Genomic DNA, 21123 nt, shown 5'->3' with positions numbered 1-21123 from the left:
ATGACACGTACTCAACAAATCGATCAACTGGAACAACTCTGGCAGACCGCACGCTGGCAGGGCATTACCCGCCCTTACAGCGCAGCAGAGGTCGTCAATCTGCGCGGCTCGGTCTTGCCCGCCTGTACGCTGGCAGAGCGCGGTGCGGAAAAATTATGGGCGTTGCTGAATGGCGAGGCGAAGAAAGGGTATATCAATAGCCTGGGTGCGCTGAGCGGCGGGCAGGCACTGCAGCAGGCCAAAGCGGGCATCGAAGCGATCTACCTTTCTGGCTGGCAGGTAGCGGCGGATGCCAACGTGGCGGGGCAGATGTATCCCGATCAGTCCCTCTACCCGGTGAACTCGGTGCCGGAAGTGGTGACGCGCATTAATCAGACCTTTCAGCGCGCCGATCAGATTCAGTGGTCCAGCGGCATTGAAGCGGGGGACAGCCGCCACACCGATTTCTTCCTGCCAATTGTGGCCGATGCTGAAGCCGGTTTTGGCGGCGTGCTGAATGCGTATGAGCTGATGAAGGCGATGATTCAGGCGGGCGCGGCGGCGGTCCACTTCGAAGATCAGCTGGCGGCGGTAAAAAAATGCGGTCACATGGGCGGCAAAGTTCTGGTACCGACTCAGGAAGCCATTCAGAAACTGGTGGCGGCACGGCTGGCTGCCGATGTGACGGGCGTGCCAACCGTGCTGCTGGCACGAACTGATGCCGACGCCGCCGATCTGATTACCTCAGACTGCGATGAATACGATCGTCCCTTTATTCAGGGCGACCGGACGGCAGAAGGCTTCTTCCGCACCCACGCCGGCATTGAACAGGCGATCAGTCGCGGGCTGGCCTATGCACCTTATGCTGACATCCTGTGGTGTGAAACCTCAACGCCGGATCTGGCGATGGCGCAGCGCTTTGCCGACGCCATTCATGCGCGTTTCCCCGGCAAGCTGCTGGCCTACAACTGTTCACCGTCGTTCAACTGGAAGAAGAACCTCGATGACCGCACCATCGCGAAGTTTCAGCAGGCGCTCAGCGACATGGGCTATCGCTTCCAGTTCATCACGCTGGCGGGCATCCACAGCATGTGGTTCAACATGTTTGATCTGGCCCACGCCTACGCCCAGGGCGAAGGGATGCGTCACTATGTTGAAAAGGTTCAGCAGCCTGAGTTCGCTGCCCGCGATCGCGGTTACAGCTTCTCTTCGCATCAGCAAGAGGTGGGCACCGGCTATTTTGATCAGGTAACCAATATCATTCAGGGCGGTAAGTCCTCGGTCACCGCGCTCACCGGTTCGACCGAAGAGCATCAGTTCTGACCCTTTTCCTCTGACTGATTCCCCGTCCGCAAACCGCGGGCGGGCGTTTACCGGAGCTGATTATGCCGCCACGCGAATCATTGATCGCCCACACTATCCTGCAGGGTTTTGATGCACAGTATGGTCGCTTTCTCGACATCACTGCTGGCGCACAGCAGCGGTTTGAGCAGGCGGAATGGCAGGCGGTGCAACATGCCATGAAGGCCCGTATTCATCTCTATGACCATCACGTCAGCCTGGTTGCCGATCAACTGCGGGTGTTGAACGGTGCGGCCAGCTGGGATGAGATGTTCTGGCTGCGGGTTAAGGACCACTATCAAAGCCTGCTGCCCGGCTATCCACGGCATGAAATTGCCGAAAGCTTCTTTAATTCTGTCTACTGCCGGTTACATGGACATGCCGATCTGCAGCCTGACCGGCTGTTTATCTTCAGCTCTCAATCCCTGACCGCGCCGGTCACACCTTTGCGCCCGTTATCGCGCCGTTATCAGCCGGAGCGGGGCTGGCTGGCACTGGTGGATCAGGTGTTGAGCGATTTACCGCTGACGTTGCCGTGGCAGCAGCGCGCTCGCGACGTCGGCTGGATTGTCCGCCACCTGCAGTCGCATTTTCCCCGGCTGAACCAGGGCTGGCTCGAGGTCAACAGTGAACTCTTCTATCGTAACAAAACCGCCTGGCTGGTGGCGCGGCTGCATCTGCCGGAAGGCATCTTGCCCTGTCTGCTGCCGATCCAGCGCAGTGAAACGGGCGAACTGTGGATCGACACCTGTCTGACCGATGTGAATGACGCCAGCATTGTGTTTGGCTTTGCCCGCGCCTATTTCATGGTTTATGCGCCGGTGCCTGCGGCGCTGGTCGCCTGGCTGCAACCGATTCTGCCTGGCAAAACCCTGGCGGAGCGCTATATGGCGATTGGCTGCCAGAAGCACGGTAAAACCGAGAGCTATCGCGAGTATCTTCAGGCGCTGGCAGAGAATGAGACGGCCTTTGAGATCGCACCCGGCGTGCGCGGCATGGTGATGCTGGTCTTCACGCTGCCGGGCTTTGACTGGGTGTTCAAGGTCATCAGGGATCGCTTCGCGCCGCAAAAAGAGGTGACGGAAGCGCAGGTCCGCGCATGTTATCAGCAGGTCAAAGAGCACGATCGCGTGGGACGTATGGCGGATACGCAGGAGTTCGAGCAGTTTGCGCTGCCGCTGTCGCGCATCTCACCGGCGCTGCTGGCAGAACTCCACGCCTGCGTGGCTGAGAAGCTGCATATCGAAGGCGATCGCCTGATTATTCGTCACCTGTGGCTGGAGCGCCGTATGCAGCCGCTTAATCTCTACCTGGCCCAGGCGAATGCCGCAGAGCGGCGTCACGCGATTGAAGAGTATGGCAATGCCATCCGACAGCTGGCGGCGGCCAATATCTTTCCCGGAGACATGCTGTTTAAAAACTTCGGCATCACCCGCCATGGCCGGGTGATTTTTTACGATTACGATGAGATTCGCCCGATGCAGGAGCTGCACTTCCGGGATGTGCCCGCGGCGCGCTATGAGGAGGATGAACTCAGCGCCGAGCCCTGGTACAGCGTCGGGCCGGACGATGTCTTCCCGGAAACCTTCCGCTATGCGTTATGCAGTGAAGCTGCTACCGGCACATTGCTGTTGCAACTGCATCCGGAGATATTCGACGCCCGCTGGTGGCGCGCGCAGCAGCAGCGCATCGCCCAGGGCCATGTGGAAGAGGTGATCGCCTGGCGGCAGACGCAGCGTTTCAGCGTCTGCTACGGCGCAGATAAAGTTAACGACCGCTGTACGCCAGCGTAACCTGGCGCGCTTCGCGGATGACCAGTGCACCTAATTCAGTAATCCGATCGTCAGTCATGCGGGCGATGGGGCCGGAGATGGAGAGCGCGGCAAACGCCTCGCCATGTTCGTCATAGATTGGCGCGGCGACACAACGCAGTCCAAGCGCATGTTCTTCATCATCAAATGAGAAGCCCGCTTTGCGCACCAGCGCCAGATTCTCTTTCAGACTCTGCGGCGACATCAGGGTTTTCGGCGTGTAGTAATGCAATCCTTTCTGATGCAGCAGGGCGGTGACCTGCTCATCGCCCAGATGGGCCAGAAACGCTTTGCCTGCGCCAGACGCATGCATCGGCAGCTTGCCGCCAATCGGCGCGGACATTCGCATCAGCTGGGTACACTGTACCTGATCAATGATCACCGCCTGGTGATCGCTGAGATCCAGCACCGCCAGATTCACCGTTTCACCGGACTGCTCCATCAGGCTACGCAGCACCGGGTGTACCAGCGCCAGCAGGTTACGGCTCTGCAGGAAACTGCTGCCGACCACGAAGGCGTGTGCGCCGATCGTCCACAGCCCGAGATCGCCCACCTGCCGGACAAAACCCTGCTGCTGCATGGTACTGAGCAGGCGATGCGTGGTGGAGTTAGGCAAACCCGCCTGCTGAGCCAGCTCGGTCAGCGCTACGCTGCCATGTGAGTCAGCAATCAGCTCCAGCAGCGTCAGGCCACGGGTCAGCGATTGCACCTGACCGCCCGCGGGTGCGGCGACAGGGGTGCCACGGGGTTTCTTGCCGCGCTTAACAGGAACCGGCGTTGCCATCATTGTTTCTCCTTTTACATTGTGGAAATCATTTTCGTTTTAATCGCGCGCTTTGCAAACGCTGGTTTTCTGGTCAGACCTGTACAGCCGTGACCTGAAAATCTCTCAGTCGAGGTTACTTTGTCGCCTGACCAGCTTGTGCCAGAATGAAAAACGGGCTTTTCCGCCAGCAGACTGACGTGAATGGGGCAACAGTGAGCAATAAAATCGACGCGTTAAAACAGCAGCTCGCACAACGCATTATGGTGCTGGATGGGGGTATGGGCACCATGATCCAGAGCTATAAGCTGGAAGAAGAGGATTATCGCGGCAGCCGTTTTGCTGACTGGTCCTGCGATCTCAAAGGCAATAACGATCTGCTGGTGCTGAGTAAACCGGCGGTGATCCGCGAGATCCACGACGCCTATCTGGCGGCGGGTGCGGATATCCTCGAAACCAACACCTTTAACGCCACGTCGATTGCGATGGCGGACTACCAGATGGAACGTTTATCGGCGGAGATCAATTTTGAAGCGGCCCGCCTGGCGCGAGCCTGCGCCGATGCGTGGACGGCGAAAACGCCGGATCGTCCGCGTTATGTCGCGGGTGTGCTCGGCCCAACCAACCGCACCTGCTCGATCTCACCCGACGTCAACGATCCTGCCTACCGTAACGTCACTTTTAATCAGCTGGTGGAGGCGTACCGCGAATCGACCCGTGCGCTGGTGGAGGGCGGGTCCGACATCATCATGATTGAAACGGTGTTCGATACGCTGAATGCCAAAGCAGCCGTCTATGCGGTGCAGACCGAGATGGAAGCGCTGGGCGTGGCGCTGCCGCTGATGATCTCCGGCACTATCACCGACGCCTCCGGCCGAACGCTCTCCGGCCAGACCACCGAAGCTTTTTACAACTCGCTGCGTCACGCCGAACCGCTCTCTTTTGGCCTGAACTGCGCACTGGGACCCGACGAGCTTCGTCAGTATGTGGCGGAACTGTCGCGCATCGCTGAAGGCTACGTGACCGCCCATCCCAACGCCGGTCTGCCCAATGCCTTTGGCGAATACGATCTGGATGCGGAACTGATGGCGCAGCAGATTGGTGAATGGGCCACCGCCGGATTCCTGAACATTATTGGCGGCTGCTGTGGCACCACACCGCAACATATCGCTGCCATGGTGGCGGCGGTTGAAGGCGTCGCACCGCGTCAGTTGCCGACGATTCCGGTGGCCTGCCGTCTCTCCGGTCTGGAGCCGCTTAACATCACCGCAGAGTCACTGTTTGTTAACGTCGGTGAGCGCACCAACGTCACCGGCTCGGCAAAATTTAAACGGCTGATCAAAGAAGAGAAGTATAACGATGCGCTGGAAGTGGCGCTGCAGCAGGTGCAGAGCGGCGCGCAGATCATCGACATCAACATGGATGAAGGCATGCTCGACGCCGAGGCGGCGATGGTACGCTTTCTGAATCTGATTGCTGGCGAACCGGATATCGCCCGCGTGCCGATCATGATCGACTCCTCAAAATGGGAGGTGATTGAGAAAGGGTTGCAGTGCATTCAGGGCAAAGGGATCGTGAACTCAATTTCGATGAAAGAGGGTGAAGCGGCCTTTATCCATCATGCCCGTCAGGTCCGGCGTTACGGCGCGGCGATGGTGGTCATGGCGTTTGACGAAGTAGGTCAGGCGGATACCCGCGCCCGTAAAATTGAGATCTGCCGCCGTGCTTACCGGATCCTCACCGAACAGGTCGGCTTCCCGCCGGAAGATATTATCTTCGACCCCAACATCTTTGCGGTCGCCACCGGCATCGACGAACACAACAACTACGCCATGGATTTCATTGGTGCCTGCGAAGATATCAAGCGCGAGCTGCCCCATGCGATGATCTCCGGCGGCGTCTCCAACGTATCGTTTTCATTCCGTGGCAACGATCCGGTGCGTGAAGCGATACATGCCGTCTTTCTCTATTACGCCATCCGTAAAGGCATGGATATGGGCATCGTCAACGCAGGCCAGCTGGCGATTTATGATGATTTGCCGGCAGAACTGCGCGAGGCGGTAGAGGATGTGATTCTTAACCGGCGGGATGATGGCACCGAGCGGCTGCTGGCGCTGGCGGAGAAATACCTTGGCGGCAAAAGCGATGGCTCGCAGGAAAAACAGCTAGCGGAATGGCGCAGCTGGGACGTGGTGAAACGGCTGGAGTATTCGCTGGTCAAGGGGATCACCGAGTTTATCGAGCAGGATACCGAAGAGGCGCGCCAGCAGGTACCACGGCCGATAGAGGTGATTGAAGGCCCGCTGATGTCCGGCATGAACGTCGTCGGTGACCTGTTCGGTGAGGGCAAGATGTTCCTGCCGCAGGTGGTGAAATCGGCGCGCGTGATGAAGCAGGCGGTGGCGTATCTGGAGCCCTTTATCGAAGCCAGCAAAGAGGCGGGGCGCAGCAACGGTAAAATCGTGCTGGCCACGGTCAAAGGCGACGTACACGACATCGGGAAAAATATTGTCGGCGTGGTGCTGCAGTGTAATAACTACGAAATCATTGACCTTGGCGTGATGGTGCCGGGTGAAAAAATTCTTAAAACGGCGCGCGAAGTGAATGCGGACATCATCGGCTTATCAGGCCTGATTACGCCGTCGCTGGATGAGATGGTCAACATGGCGAAAGAGATGGAGCGTCAGGGCTTTACCTTACCGCTGCTGATTGGCGGCGCGACCACCTCGAAGGCGCATACCGCTGTCAAAATTGAGCAGCATTACAGTGGCCCGACGGTCTACGTGCAGAACGCCTCACGCACCGTTGGCGTGGTGTCGTCGCTGCTTTCCTCCACGTTAAAAGAGGATTTCGTCGCCCGAACCCGCAAAGAGTACGAGACCGTGCGCATTCAGCATGCACGCAAAAAGCCGCGCACGCCGCCGGTCTCGCTGCAGGCGGCGCGCGATAACGCCACCTCAATTGACTGGGAGAGTTACACGCCACCCATGCCGCACCGTCCCGGGGTCAGCCAGGTGGAGGCCAGCATTGAAACACTGCGCAACTACATCGACTGGACGCCGTTCTTTATGACCTGGTCGCTGGCGGGCAAATATCCCCGCATCATGGAGGATGAGGTGGTGGGTGAAGAGGCGCAGCGTCTGTTTGCCGATGCCAATGCGATGCTCGACAGATTAAGCCAGCAGTCGCTGCTGAAGCCACGTGGCGTGGTCGGTATTTTTCCGGCTAACCGTGTCGGCGATGATATTCATCTCTACAGTGATGAGCGGCGTGATGAGATTTTGTGTGTGAGTCATCACTTACGCCAGCAGACCGAAAAAACCGACTTCGCCAACTACTGTCTGGCGGATTTTGTGGCCCCGAAATCGAGCGGCAAAGCGGACTATCTCGGTGCCTTCGCGGTGACCGGCGGGCTGGAAGAGGATGCGCTGGCGGAGGCGTACGATCGTCAGCATGACGACTACAACAAGATCATGGTGAAAGCGCTGGCTGACCGTCTGGCGGAAGCCTTTGCCGAATACCTGCACGAGCGGGTACGTAAGGTGATCTGGGGCTTCGCGCCTAACGAAAATCTCAGCAATGAAGAGCTGATTCGGGAAAATTATCAGGGGATACGTCCGGCGCCAGGCTATCCGGCCTGCCCGGAGCACACTGAGAAAGCCGCCATCTGGCGTCTGCTGGCGGTGGAAGAACAGACCGGCATGAAGCTCACCGAATCCTTTGCCATGTGGCCGGGCGCGTCAGTCTCTGGCTGGTACTTCAGCCATCCTGACAGCCGCTATTTCGCCGTAGCGCAGATCCAGCGTGACCAGGTGGAAGATTATGCGGTACGCAAAGGGATGTCGTTAACGGAAGTTGAGCGCTGGCTGGCGCCGAATCTCGGCTACGACGCGGACTAAATAAAAAAGCGGCCTGAGGGCCGCTTCAGACTGCTGACAAATCCAGCTCCGGTTAAATCTGGCAGCAATGAAGAAACTCAACGCGCAGGGAACCCGGTCAGAGGAGGAAAGCGTCCCGCGCCAGGGACGGCGCGAGCCGAGCGGCCAGGGATGGCATTAGCGCCTTTCCGATCTGACCGGGTTCCCTGAGCAGGCGCGATCTCATTGCTATGCTTTGCTTCAGGCGTATGCTCCCTGAGCCTGCTTTCTGTTAACCGCATGAAACGGCCCTGAGGCCGCCATCTGCTTAATTAAAGCGCGCGTCGCGATCGGACGTCAGATCATACAGCTGGTACTTGCGACCCAGCATCTGACCGCCATCACGCGTCAGCGGCACCCAGTTTACCTGCGCGCGACCGCGCGTTGGCGTCACGGTGAACAGATCCATTGGGATAGAGATATAGAAGCCTTTGGTGAAGTCGCCTTCGCCATACTCTTCAGACGAGACGTTGGTTTTGGTGGCATAGACACCCACCATCACGCCGCTGTCGAAGCGCTTCGACACATCGACCGTCACACCTTTATCTTTCGCCAGATACTGACCGACGCTGGTTTTCACCAATACATCCTGCATGAACCATGGACGCCAGTAACCCGTCAGGTTGCCGGTTGAGGCTTTATAGCGATTGAACTGCATCATGTTGTCCCAGTCACGCTGACGGACATAGTTGGCATCGACGCCCACCGCCCAGTTCGCATCGACCGGACGATAGAGCAGCTCGCCGCCCACACCGCCATACATCGTCTCCAGGTACCCGCCGTAAACCTGACCATAGAAGCCGTTACCGAGGTGGCCCATATAGTTCGCCTGCAGATCGTTGACGTAGACGTTGTTCTCAACGTAGTCGCGGATATGGGTACGCACGCGCGGCAGCGAAGAGTCCGCCGGTGCGCCGTTGTAGTTGAACTTGTCGTAGTTGTTGGCGAGGTTACCAAACAGACTACCGCCCACCAGCAGGTGATCCGTCAGCCAGTAATCAGCGCTGGCCATCACGCCGACCTGATACATATAGAAGCTTTCCGGGCCGCCCACCGACTGATTCAGCACCGGCGACAGACTGTAGTTCAGGCGATCCTGACGGATAAACATCCCCTGCTCAGTGGTACCCGGATCGACCGGTTCTTTGCGGGTCTGTTGCAGTGGCTGCTCATGGCCCAGCGGATAGCCTTCCAGATTGTTACGCAGGCTGGCGACCTGCGTCTCAGTCGTCACCTGTGGCATGTTAAAGCGCGACTCGGTGACATTGATGGTGTCGATGCCGTCAGGCAGGTGGTTCATGATGATGCGGTTCGCACGATCCATCCCTTCACGGGTATCGCGATACTTCGTCTGCTCGCCTGACACATAGATCGTGTGACCCTGAGTCTGAATACGCGGACCATCAAGACCGGCATTGTATTTCAGATCGGTCAGCTGAGTGCCCACCACCGTCGGCTCCAGCAACTTAGGTTGCGGCTGCGGATTGTAGGAAGGCTTCTCGCTGTCGATGTGCGCCTGACGCAGATCGTTGAAGTTGGTGCGAATGGTGACACCAAACATAAAGGTGTTACCGCGTTCGTAGCTGGCGTTGATGTCAGCCCAGTCGGTTACGCGATAAATCGCGCCGACGTTGAGCTTGCTGCGCTGCTCAAGGCGGCCAGCAAAGTCATTCTGGTAGTCGTTGCCCTCATACTCCATTTTAAGGCGCAGCGGCTGCCAGGGCGTCTGATACTCCACGCCGCCAAACAGCGCCGTCGGACCGTGGAACATCTGCGAGCCGTTGATTGAACCCGCTTCGCCCACCTGCGGACGCTGGCAATAGCTGTCGCTGTATGAGCAGAAGGGGTTCTTCACGGTGCCGCTGTTGCCGAGATAGCCCCAGCCAAGCCCCAGGGTAAAGTCGAACGGTCCCCATGCTTTGGTCGCCACCAGGTATTCGCTGTCGAACAGACCGGTACCGCCCAGATCGCGGGTTCCCACCGCCACTTCCGGCAGCCAGAAGCCCTCCTGCCACAGACGGAGTTTCAGGTCGAAGGCTTTATCTTTATAGCTCTGCGTGCCGCTGAATTCTGAGACCGCACTGTACTGACGGGTGCGCACGTCGGTATACCGCACAGTGGTCTCCAGCCAGGGAAAGAGCTGCAGTGACGCGGAGTAGTATCGGTACTGATCGTTGTCGCGCGCGTTGAGGCTGAACTCGCCCTCTTTGGCCATGCGCGCCGTCGGCACCTGCATCAGACCCACGCCGCCGAAATCGGATTGTGAAGGGCCCACCGGCTCGGGCCAGGTGTCAGCCTGCGCCTGACAGGCTGCCGCCACGGAAACAGCCAACAGGCTGAAGAGATAACGTTTTTTCATCAGTCTGGTATCCGGTGAGTCAGTACGGAAAGGATGCGTTCATTAAGATCTTCATAGCTGCCTGGCAGGCTCCATGACGAAAAGCCGAGCCAGATAATGCTGCCTGGCTCCACTTCCGCGTGGCGATGATTCCAGTAGGCAACCGGCACCTGCTGTGTGGCGCCTGAAGGTGCAATCACGGTGACAAAATTGCGTTCTGCCCCGGAGAGTGCGTCATGACCATCCAGATAGTCGCGTACTGATTTACCCGGCTGCCAGCTCACTTTGCCTGCGCCGCTCAGCGCGCCGAGCAGCAGTACAGAATCTGAGGGGGCCTGCAGATAGAGGTCATAGCTGCCTTCCAGCCGACGGTTGTCAGCCGGATGCAGACGGATCCAGTCCGGGTCGAGCGACGTGAACTGTCGACCTGCTACTTTGATGGCGCTCAGCTGGCGGATCACCTCATCAATGGCCGCCGCCCGATCGCCGCTGCTGTCGGCACGCCAGGCACGTAACGCGCCCAGCGTCTGTTGATAGTGCTGCTGTGCCACCGCGCTGGCGCCGCGCTCGGCAATAAAGGTCGCACGCCAGTCAGTGTTGACCTGCAGTGGAGGCAGAGTCACCAGCTGGGAGAGATCCGCGACCTGGCTCAGCTCAGCCTGACCGCCGTTGTGCGGTGCATGAACGATAACCTGCGCAGTTGCCTGCGCTTCTGCGGCGCTGAACAGGCTCAGCCCGGCCAGCAAAAAAGTGATTTTTTTCATGATTTCGCCGGCTTCAGAATAGTGATATCTACAGGGAAGGCGTCTGCCGCCAGCATCTGATGGGCCTGCACCACATCGCCGCTGCTGTTATCAATCCAGAAGGTGTTTTCCCACTCGCGGTTACTGCTGTCGATGCTCACCTGCTCATGCCAGACGCGGCACGGAATGCGGTTGCCCGCCACGGTCAGGACTTCGTCGGTGCCGCGCTGGAAGGTTGAACGCACAGTCGCGCCGCGAACCTTGCCCTGTTCGGTCCACTGCACGATGCGGGTCCAGCCTGCGCCGTTGCTGATATGCAGGCTGTCAGCGAGCGGATCCTGTTGCAGATTGCTGACGCTCAGCAGGTTATCTGGCAAGCCCAGGGTTTTAACCAGGCGGCCATGCTGTGTCACCAGCATCGCCTGATCCTGTGTCACCCATTTCTGCTGACCTTTCTCGTTGTAGCCGAGCACTACAAAAATGCGCGGACCTTCATTCAGTCGAGCATAGAGACTGGCATAGGGAAGATTGTTGACCTGTTGATCGGTAACGGTCACGTCGTCCGGACCGTTAACCGCAAGCAGCAGAGTCTGTTCAAGACCTTTTTGCGTTTGTGTACAGGCCTGCAGCAGCAGGCAAGCGAGCAGCAGAGGAAGTTGGCGCACTGTGTGTCCCTGATAAGTCATGCCAAAGTAAAAAATAACCACACAGGCGTGTGGTTATGTTTAAAGGTGCTCTGCCCGTCCCGTTCCGGCTGCAGAAATACAGGTTACGTGGCTCAGCGTCCTCACTCACCGAAGTCAGTGGTTCAGCCTCTGCCCGTTTGCTGCAGATCAGCAATCAGACGGGGGTCGGGCATCCATCAACGAGTGGTGCTCGTCGTGGTCGTGGTTGTTGTACCGGTATTTGCACCGTCACCACCGCCAGAAGCGGCAATGCCGAGCCCGACCAGCGCGCCAAGTGCACCGATACCCACAGCGGTCGACGTGCCAGCAGAGATTGCTCCCGCCTGCGCGCCAGCTGCGGTACCAGCTTCTTCCGGCGCAGCAAATGCGCTGGAAGAGACGGCAACCAAGATCAAGGCTGCACCGGCAACCATAGTTTTTTTCATAACAGCGTTTCCTGCATTGAGTGAATGAAGGATCTCTGTCCGCTGAGGTTGCAACGCAGTCAGACTGCGGCAAAATCGACGGACAGTCCCATTGCGGGCGCGTTCAGTATAGGGCAACAAAATACCAGAGTTCAGCACCGGAAAAACCAGGGTGAATAGCGGGGTGGGCGCGTGATTTAATTAGCTGGATTGGGGATAACTACTTTTTATATCGGAATATTTCGGGCTGATGCCAGATATTTCGCTGCTGGCGAATCAATTGCAAAGCGTAATGTTCTTTTTTATTAATATCTGGTACGGAATAAGAATAATCAGAATTTACTCAGGATTGCTGAAACTGAATATGATTATGAATCAATAGCTAACAATAGAGATTACCCGATTTCAGGACCATTCTATACTTTATGCTGGCCCGTTCAGCGCATCGATGTTCAGAATTATCTTAGGTTATTTTAAGACTTTTCCCTGACAACCCATGCTCTCCAACGATATAAACAGCCCATTCAGATGTAAAAACAGTCAAAAAAAGGGCGGCAAAGTGGCCGCCCGATGAAATTAACGCCGATTAACGCCAGGATTTATAGCGGTTAATTAAGGCATTAGTGGAGCTGTCGTGAGTGGTAACTTCGTCCTCGTTTTCCAGTTCCGGCAGAATACGGTTCGCCAGCTGCTTACCTAATTCCACACCCCACTGATCGAAAGTGAAGATATTCAGGATGGCACCCTGAGTGAAGATTTTGTGCTCATACAGGGCAATCAGCGCGCCCAGGCTGTAAGGGGTAATCTCACGCAGCAGGATGGAGTTAGTCGGGCGGTTACCTTCAAACACCTTGAACGGCACGATATGGGCTACAGACTCTGCAGATTTACCGGCATCGGTAAACTCTTTCTCTACGACGTCGCGTGACTTACCAAACGCCAGCGCTTCAGTCTGGGCAAAGAAGTTAGAGAGCAGCTTCGGATGGTGATCCGCGAGCGCATTATGGGTAATGGCCGGCGCAATAAAGTCGCACGGAACCAGCTTGGTACCCTGGTGGATCAGCTGATAAAACGCGTGCTGACCGTTGGTGCCAGGTTCGCCCCAGATGATTGGGCCAGTCTGGTAGTCCACCGGATGACCGGCACGATCCACATACTTGCCGTTTGACTCCATATTGCCCTGCTGGAAATAGGCGGCAAAGCGGTGCATGTACTGGTCGTAAGGCAGAATCGCTTCGGTTTCAGCACCAAAGAAATTGTTGTACCAGATGCCAATCAGTGCCAGCAGCACCGGCAGGTTCTGCTCAGCCGGCGCAGAGGCGAAGTGCTGGTCCATGGCATGTGCGCCGCTCAGCAGCTGCTCGAAGTTATCGAAACCAATCGAGAGAATGATCGACAGGCCGATCGCTGACCACAGTGAATAGCGGCCGCCAACCCAGTCCCAGAATTCAAACATGTTGTTGGTGTCGATACCAAATTCGCCCACCGCTTTGGCGTTGGTCGACAGCGCAGCAAAGTGTTTCGCTACGTGCTGCTGGTCGCCTGCCGTTTTCAGGAACCAGTCGCGCGCGCTGTGGGCGTTGGTCATGGTTTCCTGGGTGGTGAAGGTTTTCGATGCCACCAGGAACAGGGTGGTTTCCGGGCTGAGGTCTTTCAGCGTTTCGGCGATGTGGGTGCCGTCAACGTTAGAGACAAAATGCATGTTCAGATGGTTTTTGTACGGGCGCAGCGCTTCAGTCACCATAAACGGGCCGAGGTCAGAGCCGCCGATACCGATATTCACCACGTCGGTGATCGCTTTACCGGTATAGCCTTTCCATTCGCCGCTGATGATGCGCTCAGAGAAGCCTTTCATCTTATCCAGCACCGCGTTGACCTCTGGCATCACATCTTTGCCATCCACCAGAATCGGCGTGTTACTCCGGTTACGCAGCGCGACGTGCAGCACCGCACGATCTTCGGTGCGGTTAATCTTCTCACCCGAGAACATAGACTTAATGGCACCGCTCAGGTCGGTCTCTTTGGCCAGCGCCTGTAACTTATCGAGGGTTTCCTGGGTGATGCGGTTTTTGGAGAAATCCACCAGCATCTGATCATCAAAGGTGGCAGAGAATTTGGCAAAACGATCGGCATCCTGGGCGAACAGATCGGCAATTTCTACCGACTTCATCTGCTCAAAATGCTGTTGCAGCGCTTTCCAGGCTGCGGTTTGTGTCGGATTGATATTTTTCATGGCAACACTCTTGTTGATATTAAGAACCGTCATTCCATCGGAGGCACATCATGCCCGTTTAGCGTTTCAGTATGACCACAGTTGTAACTGAAAGGAAAAATTTTGTCAGCGCGCGCCGGACAGGCGATCTGAACGCCGCTGTTTATCGCCAGCATTCACTGGCGCGAACAGCCAGCGGACCGCAGAGGCAACGCGCGGTAAAGTGTGACGCGAAAGTCTGCGCAAAACGTTGTGCCGTATCAGGGATTGCTGCATGGGCTGAACCCATTAAGCACTGTAGCCGCTGCGACGCAGAGTCATTTGTTTTCTGATGCGGCGCTCCGGGCATCGCTGACATTGACAGCAGGTCCAGAAAAGGCTAGATCTATGCGCCTACTTGCGCACCTGTGCGCAAGCCAGAAGAGGCGCGTCGCCCAGGCAGTGTGTTGGAGGAACCGTATCCGGTGAAAACACATGATGGGGAGCGACGCCGAGGTGGGTCAGCACGCGGTGTGCTGCCTGTCGGCTACAGGGGCTGAATCCTCTGGGTTGTCACCAGAAACGTCTGCAGTCGACGTTTCGCAAGGTGGGGCGCTTCTGGGTGACTCGTCTATCCGATCTTGTCCGCCCGTTTCTGCTCTTTCCTTGTGCCTGGCTGAAAGAATGTTTCTCGACCCTTTCATCGGCGAGAACAAGATAACCTGACACGAGGTCCTACATGTCTCAAACACTGATAGTGGCAAAATTCGGCGGCACCAGCGTAGCCGATTTTGAAGCGATGAACCGCAGCGCCGATGTGGTGTTGCAGGACGCCAGCACGCGTCTGGTGGTGCTCTCTGCTTCGGCGGGCATTACTAATCTGCTGGTTGCGCTGGCTGAAGGCCAGCAGGCTCCCCAGCGCGCTGTGCTGCTTGATGATATCCGCCGTATCCAGTACGCCATTGTTGATCGCCTGCAGCGTCCGGAAGTGATCCGCGATGAAATTGATCGGATGATCGACAATATCAGCATGCTTTCCGAAGCCGCCTCACTGGCCACCTCAAATGCTCTGACCGATGAACTGGTCAGCCACGGTGAGCTGATGTCATCACTGCTGTTTGTGGAAATTCTGCGTGAACGCCAGGTTAACGCGGAGTGGTTCGATGTCCGCAAGGTTATGCGTACCGATGATCATTTTGGCCGGGCAGTACCGGATGTACAGGTGCTGGCGGAGCAGGCGACGGCGCAGTTACAGCCGCGCATTGAGCAGGCATTAGTCATTACTCAGGGTTTCATTGGCAGTGAAAGCGAAGGGCGCACCACCACCCTGGGTCGCGGCGGCAGTGATTACACCGCCGCGCTGCTGGGCGAAGCGCTGAATGCGGCGCGTGTGGATATCTGGACGGATGTGCCGGGCATCTACACCACCGATCCGCGCGTGGTGCCGACGGCGAAGCGTATTGATGAAATTACTTTTGAAGAAGCCGCTGAAATGGCGACGTTCGGCGCGAAAGTGCTGCACCCGGCGACGCTGCTTCCCGCTGTACGCCGGGGTATTCCGGTATTCGTCGGTTCCAGTAAGGATCCGGCAGCCGGTGGGACCCGCGTCTGCAATGAAACCCGCAACCCGCCGCTGTTTCGTGCGCTGGCGCTACGCCGTAAGCAGACGCTGCTAACGCTGCACAGCCTTAACATGCTGCATACGTTTGGTTTTCTTGCTGAACTCTTCAATATTCTGGCGCGTCATAACGTCTCGGTTGACCTGATCACCACCTCTGAAGTGAGCGTGGCGCTGACGCTCGACACCACCGGATCGACCTCAACCAGTGCCAGCCTGCTGACCCAGGCTTTACTGACTGAACTCTCGTCGCTGTGCCGGGTTGAAGTGGAAGAAGATCTGGCGCTGGTGGCGATTATCGGTAATCAGCTGTCAAAAGCGTGCGGCGTCGGCAAAGAGGTATTTGGTGTGCTCGACCCGTTCAACCTGCGGATGATTTGCTACGGTGCCAGCAGCTACAACCTCTGCTTCCTGGTACCGGGCAACGATGCTGAAAGCGTGGTACGTACGCTGCATCGTAATCTGTTCGAGTAAACTTCTCTGCCATTCAGGCCGCGTCAGCGCGGCCTGAAAAACGGCAAGAATGGTTCATATCTCCCTCATTACTCCCCGGCACGCGACTTTCGATAAATCCCCTTAATACATAAAGTTACATTCTGTTATTGCCAAATGGCAACCCCTTTCTCTGCGCATTTCGTGCACCTGCATTGCGCTCCCTTCCCGCAGATTTATAATCCCGCCGCTGAATCAATTCACCCAAATTTAGGAAATATCATGAAAAGGTTAGTCGCAGAGGCGCTGGGTACCTTCGTGCTGGTGGCCGGCGGTTGTGGAAGTGCCGTGCTGTCAGCTGCGTTCCCGGAGCTGGGCATTGGCTTCATGGGCGTGGCGCTGGCTTTCGGGCTGAGCGTGCTGGTCATGGCGTATGCGGTCGGTCACATCTCCGGCGGGCACTTTAACCCGGCGGTGACCCTGGGATTAGTGGCAGGCGGACGTTTTCCCGCGTCTCAGGCCATTCCTTACATCATCGCGCAACTGGCAGGCGGCATTGCCGCTGGCGCGGTGCTCTATCTGATCGCCAGCGGTAAAGGCGACTTCAGTGCAGCGGCCAGCGGCTTTGCGGCGAATGGCTACGGTGAACACTCGCCGGGCGGCTTCAGCCTGCAGTCAGGTATGATCGCCGAAGGAGTGATGACCGCTATCTTCCTGATTGTGATTATGGGTGCCACCAGCGAACGCGCGCCGAAAGGCTTTGCACCTATTGCGATCGGCCTGGCGTTAACCCTGATCCACCTGATCAGCATTCCGGTAACCAATACCTCGGTTAACCCGGCACGCAGCACCGCGGCAGCCCTGTTCCAGGGTGACTGGGCGATCTCTCAGCTGTGGATGTTCTGGTTAATGCCGATTATCGGTGCCGTGATTGGTGGTTTGATCTACCGCGGTTTAGAGGAAAAAGCAGCGTAATTTCTTCGATATGCAGCGGATCGGCAGCAGTCGATCCGCATTTTGCCGCCTCGCCCCATCTTCGCCTTACGCCATGATAATGAAATGTTATGATCCCGCCTTCGTCACGGCAGTCGTTCCTGCATGATGACTCTCTATGGCAAATCTGCATAAAACATAACATTCTTATAAGGAAGTCTGGCTATGCTCGCCACGTTAACCCGCCTGTTCCCGCTCTGGGCCGTGCTGTTGTCTGTCGCCGCTTATTACTCTCCAGGTACGTTTCTCGGCATCGGACCCTGGGTCACTTATCTGCTGATGCTGATTATGTTCGGCATGGGTGTGACCCTGAATATCGACGATTTTAAACGGGTCCTGACCCGACCTGCGCCGGTGATTGCCGGAACCTTTCTGCACTATCTGGTGATGCCGTTAGCCGCCTGGGGACTGGCAAAACTGTTTCATATGCCGCCCGATCTGGCTGCCGGTATGATTCTGGTCGGCTCAGTTGCCAGCGGCACCGCCAGCAACGTCATGATCTATCTGGCGAAGGGGGATGTGGCGCTGTCGGTGACCATCTCGTCAGTCTCTGCGCTGGTGGGTGTGTTCGCCACGCCGCTGTTAACCCGCTTTTATGTTGATACCCACATTCAGGTTGATGTGGCTGGCATGCTGCTGAGCATCGTGAAGATCGTCGTGATCCCCATCTCCCTGGGACTGATCATTCATCACAGTATGAACAGCGTGGTTCGCCGGGTGGAACCCTGGCTGCCTGCGTTTTCGATGGTCTGTATTCTGCTGATCATCAGTGCGGTGGTGGCGGGCAGTCAGGCCTTTATTGGATCGGTGGGTCTGATGGTGATCGCGGCGGTGATCCTGCATAACGCGATTGGCCTGCTTGGCGGCTACTGGGGCGGTAAGCTGTTTGGCTTCGATGAGTCAACCTGCCGTACCCTGGCGCTGGAGGTCGGCATGCAAAATTCCGGTCTGGCGGCGACGCTGGGCAAACTCTACTTCTCACCGCTGGCGGCATTGCCAGGCGCGCTGTTCTCGGTGTGGCACAACCTGTCAGGTTCACTGCTGGCGGGTTACTGGTCAGGAAAGCCGATTAAGAAGAAGTAACAGTGGCGGCGCATTATTACACTGCGCCGCATCTCACTGCTGCCGCGCCGGACGATCGCCGCTCCGGCGCGGCAGGTTATTCACTCCGCTCAGTTTTATTCATAGTCACGTTCATCGTCGGGCTGTTCCAGCACCGTGTAGGCCACACTACAAAACAGTGAATTCAGGCGCTTCATGTCGCCCAGTAAACCGAGATGCAGCGAACTGGTCTCAATACTCTGCACGTTCTTCTGGTGCAGGCGGTCAACATGCGCATGAGAGTAGCGGCGGATCATCAGACGGAAACGATGTTTAGCGCGGCGCAGACGTTTAGCGCTGGTGATATCGTGTGACAGAAACACCGACAGACTCATTCTGAGGTTAGCGATCAGCAGCTCATGCAGCTCCTGCAGCTCTTTTAATCCCTCGGCAGAGAACGCGCGGCCCGCTGCCAGTGACTTGTCAGCGACATCGCCGCTCATCCGCTCAATGATGTCCCCGGCCTGCTCCAGATTTAGTGACATTTCAATGATTTCGCCCCAGCGACGTGAGTCCTCTTCGGGGAGGTCCTCTTTTGGCATCCGCGCCAGATAGAGTTTGATGGCGGTATAGAGCACATCGACATCATCATCCAGCCTGCGCACCGTGCGTTCCTCGCGGGATTCGCCATGCACCACCTTATTAAACGCCTCCAGCATCTGCTCCAGCACGTCACCCATGCGCAACGCTTCGCGGGCGGCATTCACCAGCGCCAGCGCCGGCGTATCCAGCGCGCTGCGATCGAGGTGTTTCGGCTTGAGGTGCAGCGCGTTATCCACGTCGTCGGCGATCATACGACGACAGAGGCGCGCCATCAGGTCAGCAAACGGCACCATCGCTACGCAGCGGATCAGGTTGTAAAACACATGGAAGAAAATCACTAACTCTTCATCGTTGACCGGCAGCTTATCCAGCCACTCCGCCACAATATCGACAAACGGCAGGATGAACACGCAGCCGATCAGCTTGAACAGCAGGCTGCCGAGCGCCACGCGCTTGCCCGCGGCATTCGAGCCGCTGGCGTTGATCATCGCCAGCAGGCCGCTACCGAGATTGGCACCAATCACCAGACAGAGCGCCACCTTGAACGAAATCACGCCGGTGGCGGTGAGCGTCGCGGTGATCAGCACCGCGGCCAGGCTGGAGTAACTGATGATAGCGAACACCGCACCCAGCAGCGCATCGAGCATCACGTCGCCGGTCAGGCTGGAGAAAAGCACCTGGACACCGGCGGCCTGGGTAATCGGCCGAGCCGCTTCGACAATCAGCTGCAGCGCCAGCAATATCAGGCCCAGGCCGATACTGGCCCGGCCTAACTGACCCGCACGGGTCTGCTTGCGGCTGAGGAAGAACACCACGCCAAAGAAGATAAACAGCGGTGAGAGCCAGGAGAGATCAAACGTCAGGATACGCGCCATAATCGCGGTGCCGACATCCGCGCCAAGAATCACCACCAGCGCGGGCGTCAGGCTGACCAGATTCTGCGCCACAAAAGAGGTCACCAGCAGCGTGGTGGCGTTGCTGCTCTGCACCAGCGTGGTCACGCCAATGCCCGCCAGAAACGCCATCGGTTTTTTTTCTATGCTGCGACTCAGGACGCGGCGCAGATCGGCACCGTAGACCCGCATGATGCCGGTTCGTACGATATGCGTGCCCCAGACCAGCAGGGCCACCGCAGAGAGTAAATTAAGCAGGGTTAACACGTGGTGTCGCTCCTCGAATGTCAGGCTTAAAGCACAGACTGCCAGCCTGACGGAAGAGAGCAATCTGTGAAGGGGATTGCCGTGCTATGCGTGATTTTTTCCTGTGTTTTAAGCCACCTGGCGCAAAGTCGACATCTCTAATTGTAGACCAATCTTCCTGCCAGCGGGGTGCAAATCCGCCGCCGATCGGTTAAGCACATCAATCGAAAGTTCCACATCATGCGCCCGGATACGATAGCGGATCACGTTGCCCAGCAGGCTGTGGCTGAGGATTTGCGCAGGAATGCCCTGGCCCGGCGCGGTAAACAACATCGATTCCGGGCGAATGGCCACCTGGCTATGGAAAGGCTGCCCGGTCAGTCGCGTCGCCTGCTCAGCGCTCAGCAGGTTGTAGTTGCCAATAAATCCGGCGGCAAAGAGATCGACCGGTTGGGTATAGAGCGCTTCGGCATCGCCGTTCTGCACGATTTTGCCCCGGTTCATCAGCACGATACGATCGGAGAGCGTCAGCGCCTCCTCCTGATCGTGGGTGACGAACAGGGTAGTGAGATTCAGCTCGCGCTGGATGCGCCGGATTTGATCGCGCAGATGGCGGCGAATACGTGCATCCAGCGCTGACAGCGGTTCATCCAGCAGCAGCAGACGCGGACGCGTCACCAGCGAACGTGCCAGTGCCACGCGCTGACACTGCCCGCCTGACAACTGGTGCGGATAGCGGCGTGCATAATCACTGAGTTCAACCAGCTCCAGCACCTCCAGTACCCGCTGGCGAATCTGCGCTTCGGGCAGTTTCTGCATCTTCAGGCCAAATGCGACGTTCTTCTCTACCGTCATATTGGGAAACAGCGCATAGCTCTGGAACACCATACCGATGGCGCGCTTCTGCGGGGCCAGCGGTACAATATCTTTGCCCTCCAGCCTGATTTCACCGCTGTCGACGCCGGTTAATCCCGCCAGACAACGCAGCAGCGTCGATTTACCGCAGCCGCTGGGGCCGAGCAGGGTGACAAATTCCCCTTCAGCGGCGCTGAAATCGATCTGCTCAAAAATGGGCGTGGGTCCATAGGACTTGTTCAGCTCTCTGACCTCAAGGTAACTCATAT

Annotated in this window: 14 protein-coding genes and 1 riboswitch; of the genes, 6 read left to right on the top strand and 8 right to left on the bottom strand. The window is 57.4% G+C overall.

The annotated features are described in order from the left end of the window. Positions 1 to 1302: an isocitrate lyase gene (gene aceA, locus ACX8ZY_RS18565; protein ID WP_163763177.1), complete on the top strand. Its 1302-nt coding sequence runs from the start codon at positions 1 to 3 to the stop codon at positions 1300 to 1302. 62 nt (positions 1303 to 1364) lie between these two features. Further along, positions 1365 to 3113 carry a bifunctional isocitrate dehydrogenase kinase/phosphatase gene (gene aceK, locus ACX8ZY_RS18560; protein ID WP_167433127.1) on the top strand — a complete coding sequence of 583 codons (1749 nt, stop codon included), beginning with the start codon at positions 1365 to 1367 and terminating at the stop codon, positions 3111 to 3113. On the opposite strand, the gene iclR is transcribed toward aceK, so the two are convergent. Then, positions 3088 to 3915: a glyoxylate bypass operon transcriptional repressor IclR gene (gene iclR, locus ACX8ZY_RS18555; protein WP_010252683.1), complete on the bottom strand. Its 828-nt coding sequence runs from the start codon at positions 3913 to 3915 to the stop codon at positions 3088 to 3090. The genes aceK and iclR overlap by 26 nt on opposite strands. Positions 3916 to 4157: 242 nt before the next feature. On the opposite strand from iclR, the gene metH reads away from it, so the two are divergent. After that, positions 4158 to 7793, top strand: coding sequence for a methionine synthase (gene metH, locus ACX8ZY_RS18550; protein WP_421665387.1), 3636 nt, complete (start codon positions 4158 to 4160; stop codon positions 7791 to 7793). A 286-nt stretch (positions 7794 to 8079) separates the two neighbouring features. On the opposite strand, the gene ACX8ZY_RS18545 is transcribed toward metH, so the two are convergent. The 5 genes from ACX8ZY_RS18545 to pgi form a co-directional block, all read right to left on the bottom strand. Further along, positions 8080 to 10170: a YjbH domain-containing protein gene (locus ACX8ZY_RS18545; protein WP_459260515.1), complete on the bottom strand. Its 2091-nt coding sequence runs from the start codon at positions 10168 to 10170 to the stop codon at positions 8080 to 8082. Next, positions 10170 to 10913, bottom strand: a complete 744-nt coding sequence (locus ACX8ZY_RS18540) for a capsule biosynthesis GfcC family protein (RefSeq protein ID WP_010252675.1) — start codon at positions 10911 to 10913, stop codon at positions 10170 to 10172. Before ACX8ZY_RS18540 ends, ACX8ZY_RS18545 begins: the two co-directional genes overlap by 1 nt. Then, positions 10910 to 11557, bottom strand: coding sequence for a YjbF family lipoprotein (locus tag ACX8ZY_RS18535; protein ID WP_010672200.1), 648 nt, complete (start codon positions 11555 to 11557; stop codon positions 10910 to 10912). Before ACX8ZY_RS18535 ends, ACX8ZY_RS18540 begins: the two co-directional genes overlap by 4 nt. A 197-nt stretch (positions 11558 to 11754) precedes the next feature. Then, positions 11755 to 12003 (bottom strand): exopolysaccharide production protein YjbE, encoded by a 249-nt coding sequence (gene yjbE, locus ACX8ZY_RS18530; RefSeq protein ID WP_061901861.1) that lies wholly within the window; start codon positions 12001 to 12003, stop codon positions 11755 to 11757. 565 nt (positions 12004 to 12568) lie between these two features. Beyond that, positions 12569 to 14215, bottom strand: a complete 1647-nt coding sequence (gene pgi, locus ACX8ZY_RS18525; protein ID WP_010672201.1) for a glucose-6-phosphate isomerase — start codon at positions 14213 to 14215, stop codon at positions 12569 to 12571. A 391-nt stretch (positions 14216 to 14606) separates the two neighbouring features. Then, a riboswitch (Lysine riboswitch) is annotated at positions 14607 to 14799 on the top strand. Positions 14800 to 14912: 113 nt separating this feature from the next. Between pgi and lysC the strand changes: the two genes are divergently transcribed. From lysC to panS, 3 genes are all read left to right on the top strand, one after another. Beyond that, a complete protein-coding gene (gene lysC / locus ACX8ZY_RS18520; RefSeq protein ID WP_022625207.1) occupies positions 14913 to 16265 on the top strand; it encodes a lysine-sensitive aspartokinase 3 in 1353 nt (450 codons plus the stop codon). A 240-nt stretch (positions 16266 to 16505) separates the two neighbouring features. Continuing rightward, positions 16506 to 17198 (top strand): aquaporin Z, encoded by a 693-nt coding sequence (aqpZ, locus tag ACX8ZY_RS18515; RefSeq protein ID WP_010672203.1) that lies wholly within the window; start codon positions 16506 to 16508, stop codon positions 17196 to 17198. Between the two features lie 183 nt (positions 17199 to 17381). After that, the gene (gene panS / locus ACX8ZY_RS18510) at positions 17382 to 18299 is read left to right on the top strand and encodes a ketopantoate/pantoate/pantothenate transporter PanS (protein WP_010252655.1); all 918 of its coding nucleotides are present in this window, start codon (positions 17382 to 17384) and stop codon (positions 18297 to 18299) included. Positions 18300 to 18394: 95 nt separating this feature from the next. On the opposite strand, the gene ACX8ZY_RS18505 is transcribed toward panS, so the two are convergent. Together ACX8ZY_RS18505 and ACX8ZY_RS18500 are read right to left on the bottom strand one after the other, a co-directional pair. Further along, positions 18395 to 20020: a Na/Pi cotransporter family protein gene (locus tag ACX8ZY_RS18505; RefSeq protein WP_010672204.1), complete on the bottom strand. Its 1626-nt coding sequence runs from the start codon at positions 20018 to 20020 to the stop codon at positions 18395 to 18397. Positions 20021 to 20128: 108 nt separating this feature from the next. Continuing rightward, complete coding sequence (locus ACX8ZY_RS18500) at positions 20129 to 21121, bottom strand: ABC transporter ATP-binding protein (RefSeq protein ID WP_459260511.1); 993 nt, start codon at positions 21119 to 21121, stop codon at positions 20129 to 20131. Positions 21122 to 21123 lie beyond the last annotated feature (2 nt).

This window comes from Pantoea sp. XAF26B01_ASV70 (assembly GCF_054512635.1).
Note: the sequence above shows the minus strand (reverse complement) of the source record. Positions and strands in the feature narration are given on the sequence as shown.